The following is a 4566-nucleotide window of genomic DNA, read 5'->3' as shown; positions in this document are numbered from 1 at the left end:
GGCCAATCCCGTTTATTCGACGCCCGTTTGCCGGGAATTGACCTTGGCCTCATCTCGTCGGCGGTAGCGGATGCCTGACGTCTGTAGAACGATGTCGGGAATGCATGTTCTTGCGCCGACCAAGGAATCAGCCCAGCATCCAAGGGCTGGGAGAGAAAAAGCATTTATGGCCGGACGCGGCATATCTGCGACCCGACGATCCGGCCACTGGGAAGATACGTTCCGGGAACGGGCAAGCGAAACGCTTGATGCTCGTTTGAAAGGAACGTTTCCATGTCTGCTGCCACACTCAGATCGGCCAATGCCGTTCAACCGGCTGGCCGACTTTTGTTTTCCCTGTTCGCGATCGGCGCGATGGCAATGCTGACGGCACCTGCCTTCGCGCATGACGCCACGCCCACGGCGGCAAAGCCACAAGGCTGGAGTTATCCGTTCGCATGCTGCGCCAACTATGATTGTCGCACGACCCATACGGGCGAAGTGCTGGAGAAACCCGAGGGCTATGTCATCGCCGGAACGGGTGAGGTCGTTCCAATGACCGACAAGCGTGTCAAGGACAGCCCGGACGGCGAGTTCCATTGGTGCGCGCACCAGGGGGGGCTCGACGCCGGCAGGACAATCTGCCTGTTCGTGCCGCCGCGCTCTTATTGACGATAGGAACGCATTCCGAAGTCCGCCTGGTCGCGTGTGACGGGACGGGCTTGCTGAGACCAGCCTGTCGCGGTAGCGCCGGGTGATGCTTGCTGACAGACAGTTGTCAGGAGCACCTCTTTATGCTGCCTTTGCCGCACAGGGTGGCGCGACAGGAGGAGTTCGTTGATGACCATCAAGGCAAGCTGTCATTGCAAGGCGACGACGTTCGAGGTTTCGCAAGCACCGCAGACGGTGACGCAATGCACCTGTTCTTTCTGCTCGAAACGCGGCTCGCTCTGGGCCTATTACGTGCCTTCGCAATTCAAGCTCACCAGCCCGATGGAGAACGTCTCTTTCTATCGTTGGGGGTCGAAGACCGTAAAGCACGGTTTTTGCGCCACCTGCGGCTGCGGCACCTTTACCGAAACGCCGGACTGGTCGACAGGCGAGCCGGATTTCGACAATCCCAAGATCAGCGTCAACTCGCGGCTGTTCGATGATTTCGATCTCGACAAGGTCGAAGTGGTTGTCATAGACGGCAAGAACCTCTGGTAGTTTATCCAAACCATTCCGGCACGGCGATGCGGCGCCACCACCGGGTATTGGTCTCTCGGGAAAAGCCGTGAACGGCGCTTTTGCCGTTCCGCTTTTCGCCGCAATTCATGGTACAAGTCGCGGGAAAGGCTGATTTGGCGCCACCGCAAGGCGTGACTTGGAGAGGGACCATCCTATGAAAAAGACTGTGCTCGTCGTCGTGGCGACGGCTGTGCTCGTGAGCGCCTGCACCACCACCGATCCGTATACAGGCGACCAGAAGATTTCCAACACGGCGGCCGGCGCCGGCCTTGGCGCCCTGGCGGGTGCCAGCCTTGGCCTGCTTGCCGGTGGCAACGACCGCCGCAACGCACTGATCGGCGCCGGCATCGGCGCGCTGGCCGGCGGCGCCATCGGCGCCACGATGGACCAGAACGAGGCCGAACTGCGCCGGCAGCTCGAAGGCACCGGTGTCAGCGTCACCCGCAGCGGCGACCAGATCATCCTCAACATGCCGTCCGACATCACCTTCAACTCGGATCAGGATGCGGTGAAGCCCGGCTTCTACCAGGTCCTGAACTCCGTCGCGCTGGTGCTGAAGAAGTTCAAGCAGACCACGGTCGACGTGTTCGGCCACACCGATTCGACCGGTGGCGACCAGCACAATTTCGATTTGTCGCAGCGTCGTGCTTTGGCGGTGGCGAACTATCTGTCCGGTCAGGGCGTGGATCAGCGGCGCTTCGCCGTCACAGGCTTCGGCAAGACACGCCCGGTCGCATCCAATGCCACAGCCGAAGGTCGGGCCCAGAACCGCCGCGTCGAGATCCAGCTGTCGCCGCTCACCTGATCCGTCCGGCAAGCGGATGCGAAACGGCCCTCATGCGGGGCCGTTTTTGTTTGAGCTGACATCGGCGCTCTGGATGGGTACGGTATAGATTTAGTTATTGCTAAAATATAGCTTTCCGGCGGCCATGGAAAGGAATAGCATCATGGCAGTCCAGCGGGGATGAGGCGGTGTAACCGGCCGCGCAATCAGCATTTTTCCGCCTCGGTCTTGCACGGCCAGATCAGAAATCTGGGAGGAATGCATGACAAGAACAGCCAGCCTTGGGCGCTGTGGCGTCCTCGTTTTAACAGGTTTGGTAGGCGCGTGGCTGAACGTTGCTTCGGCTCGGGCCGAGGACGCCAACAAGGCCGACATCGAAGCCTTGAAAAAGTCGCTCGCCAAATATGAGGATTACACCGCTGCCGTCCGCGACCTCTATCTGTCGACGGTCGGCTGCGTCTACTACAGCGGAGAAAAGATAGCGGGCGCGATGGATTACCCGAAGGGCGCCATGGGTATTCACTTCGTCAATGTCCCGAGTGTCGGCCAGAAGCTCGACCCGATGCACCCCAACGTGCTGATCTATGAACCGACCAAGAAGGGTTTGCGGCTGGTGGGCGCGGAATGGCTGGTGCCTCTGACGCCGGACATAAAGGAGCCTCCGAAGCTGTTTGGCCAAACCTTCATGGGGCCGATGGAGGGGCACTACCCTCTCATCCCGAAGGAGTTCGTCCATTACGACCTTCATGCCTGGCTCGGAGACAATCCGAACGGCATGTTCAGTCCGACGAACCCGAACGTGAAATGCTCGAAGGCCGAGTTTCCGATGCTGGAAAAACCGACCAAGATGATGCCTGGGCCGATGTAACGGGCGAACCAGGCTGGAGCTCTATCGAGAAGGCAAGCCGGATGGCTGGCTTGCCTTCGAAGCGGTCGGGATCAGACCTTGGCGACGATCCGCATGAAGGCCGGCATGTCATCGCCGAAGCCAACGGTGGAATCGTTGTCTTCCTGGTGACGTTGGCGGGCAGGGCGGCTGTTGTCTCGCTGCGGCCGGGTATCGCCGCGTTCCGGTGCGCGCTGTTCGTTGCGATCGGACGATTTGCGCTCGGTGTTTTCCGAACGGATCGCTTCCTTGCGCGAGCGCCGTTCGCCGACGTCGGCGGCTGCCGCTGCGACCTCGGCCACCGGCTGGTCCTCGCGGACTGTTTCCGGTGCCGTGTCTTTGCTGCGCTTGGCGTGGCGTTCGCGCGCTTTGCGCTCGCCGCCCTTTTCCCTGCTGCGGTCGTCGTCCTTGCGGCCGGCGCGGCGCGGTGCGCCCTTGCCACGGCGCGGAGCATCGTCCTCGCCGCCTTCGCTGGCAACCACCGTCGACAAGTCGCCGTCATGCCATTCGATCTTGTTGCCGATCAGCCGCTCGATGGCGTCGATGTATTTGGTGTCCGACTTGGTCGCGATGGTGAAGGATTTTCCGGAGCGTCCGGCGCGGCCGGTACGGCCGATACGGTGGACATAATCCTCGGCATGGATCGGCACGTCATAGTTGAAGACATGGCTGACGTCGGGGATGTCCAAGCCGCGCGCGGCGACGTCGGAAGCGACGAGGTAGCGCAGCTTGCCGTCGCGGAAATTGGCCAGCATCTGCATGCGCGCGCGCTGGTCCATGTCGCCATGCAGCGCACCGGCGTCGAAATCATACTTCAGCAGCGAGCGGAACAGTTCCGACACTTCGATCTTGCGGTTGCAGAAGATGATGGCGTTCTTCAGTTCGGCATCTTCGGCCTTGATCAGGTTGCGCAGCGTCTCGCGCTTGTCCCACGGCTTGGAGCCTGATTTGACCAGCCGCTGGGTGATGTTGGTGGCGGCGGACGCGGCCTTCGAGACCTCGACGCGCACCGGCGCATGCAGGAATTTCTCGGTCAGCTTGGTGATTTCCGGCGGCATCGTCGCCGAGAAGAACAGCGTCTGCCTGGAGAACGGGATCATCTCGCAGATGCGCTCGATGTCGGGAATGAAGCCCATGTCGAGCATGCGGTCGGCTTCGTCGATGACGAGGATCTCGACGCCATTGAGCAACAGCTTGCCGCGCTCGCGGTGATCGAGCAGGCGGCCGGGCGTCGCGATCAGCACGTCGACGCCGCGCTCCAGCTTCTTGTTCTGTTCGTCGAATGAGACACCGCCGATCAGGAGCGCGATGTTGAGCTTGTGGTTCTTGCCATATCGGATGAAATTCTCTTCGACCTGCGCGGCGAGTTCGCGCGTCGGTTCCAGGATCAGCGTGCGCGGCATACGGGCGCGGGCCCGGCCGTTTTCGAGGCGGGTCAGCATCGGCAGCACGAAGGAAGCCGTCTTGCCAGTGCCGGTCTGGGCGATGCCCAAAATATCCTTGCCGAGCAAGGCGTGCGGGATCGCACCAGCCTGGATCGGCGTCGGCTGGGTGTAGCCGGCGTCGGTGACTGCGGAAAGGACCTTCGGCGACAGGCCGAGGTCTGCGAAGGTCAACGCTTCTTGAGCGGTCGTGGTGTCTGAGGACAAGTGTTGTTGTCTTTGGCTGGTTCGGGGAAGCGCAACGG

General features: G+C 61.4%; 5 protein-coding genes. 4 read left to right on the top strand and 1 reads right to left on the bottom strand.

Annotation, left to right across the window (positions count from 1 at the left end):
- Positions 1-273: 273 nt before the first annotated feature.
- The 4 genes from EN932_RS29930 to EN932_RS29915 all read left to right on the top strand — a co-directional run bounded on the left by EN932_RS29930 (position 274) and on the right by EN932_RS29915 (position 2861).
- On the top strand, positions 274-651 hold the full coding sequence (locus tag EN932_RS29930; protein WP_013531369.1) for a hypothetical protein: 378 nt from the start codon (positions 274-276) through the stop codon (positions 649-651).
- Positions 652-819: 168 nt separating this feature from the next.
- Complete coding sequence (locus EN932_RS29925) at positions 820-1188, top strand: GFA family protein (protein WP_024503891.1); 369 nt, start codon at positions 820-822, stop codon at positions 1186-1188.
- A 175-nt stretch (positions 1189-1363) separates the two neighbouring features.
- Entirely contained in the window at positions 1364-2014 is a 651-nt protein-coding gene (locus tag EN932_RS29920; protein ID WP_013531371.1) for an OmpA family protein, read from the top strand.
- A 241-nt stretch (positions 2015-2255) separates the two neighbouring features.
- Complete coding sequence (locus EN932_RS29915) at positions 2256-2861, top strand: hypothetical protein (protein WP_013531372.1); 606 nt, start codon at positions 2256-2258, stop codon at positions 2859-2861.
- 71 nt (positions 2862-2932) lie between these two features.
- Here EN932_RS29915 and EN932_RS29910 read toward each other — a convergent pair whose 3' ends face one another.
- The gene (locus EN932_RS29910) at positions 2933-4528 is read right to left on the bottom strand and encodes a DEAD/DEAH box helicase (RefSeq protein ID WP_164890684.1); all 1596 of its coding nucleotides are present in this window, start codon (positions 4526-4528) and stop codon (positions 2933-2935) included.
- Between the last annotated feature and the right edge of the window lie 38 nt (positions 4529-4566).

Source organism: Mesorhizobium sp. M7A.F.Ca.US.002.01.1.1, from assembly GCF_004022955.1.
Classification (GTDB): Bacteria; Pseudomonadota; Alphaproteobacteria; order Rhizobiales; family Rhizobiaceae; genus Mesorhizobium; species Mesorhizobium ciceri.
This window is presented reverse-complemented; position numbering and strand designations above follow the sequence as displayed.

Bases quoted from the DNA above. Each gene is read 5' to 3' on its own strand.
- EN932_RS29920 (WP_013531371.1), top strand. From the start codon at position 1,364: ATGAAAAAGACTGTGCTCGTCGTCGTGGCGACGGCTGTGCTCGTGAGC.
- EN932_RS29915 (WP_013531372.1), top strand. From the start codon at position 2,256: ATGACAAGAACAGCCAGCCTTGGGCGCTGTGGCGTCCTCGTTTTAACA.
- EN932_RS29930 (WP_013531369.1), top strand. From the start codon at position 274: ATGTCTGCTGCCACACTCAGATCGGCCAATGCCGTTCAACCGGCTGGC.
- EN932_RS29925 (WP_024503891.1), top strand. From the start codon at position 820: ATGACCATCAAGGCAAGCTGTCATTGCAAGGCGACGACGTTCGAGGTT.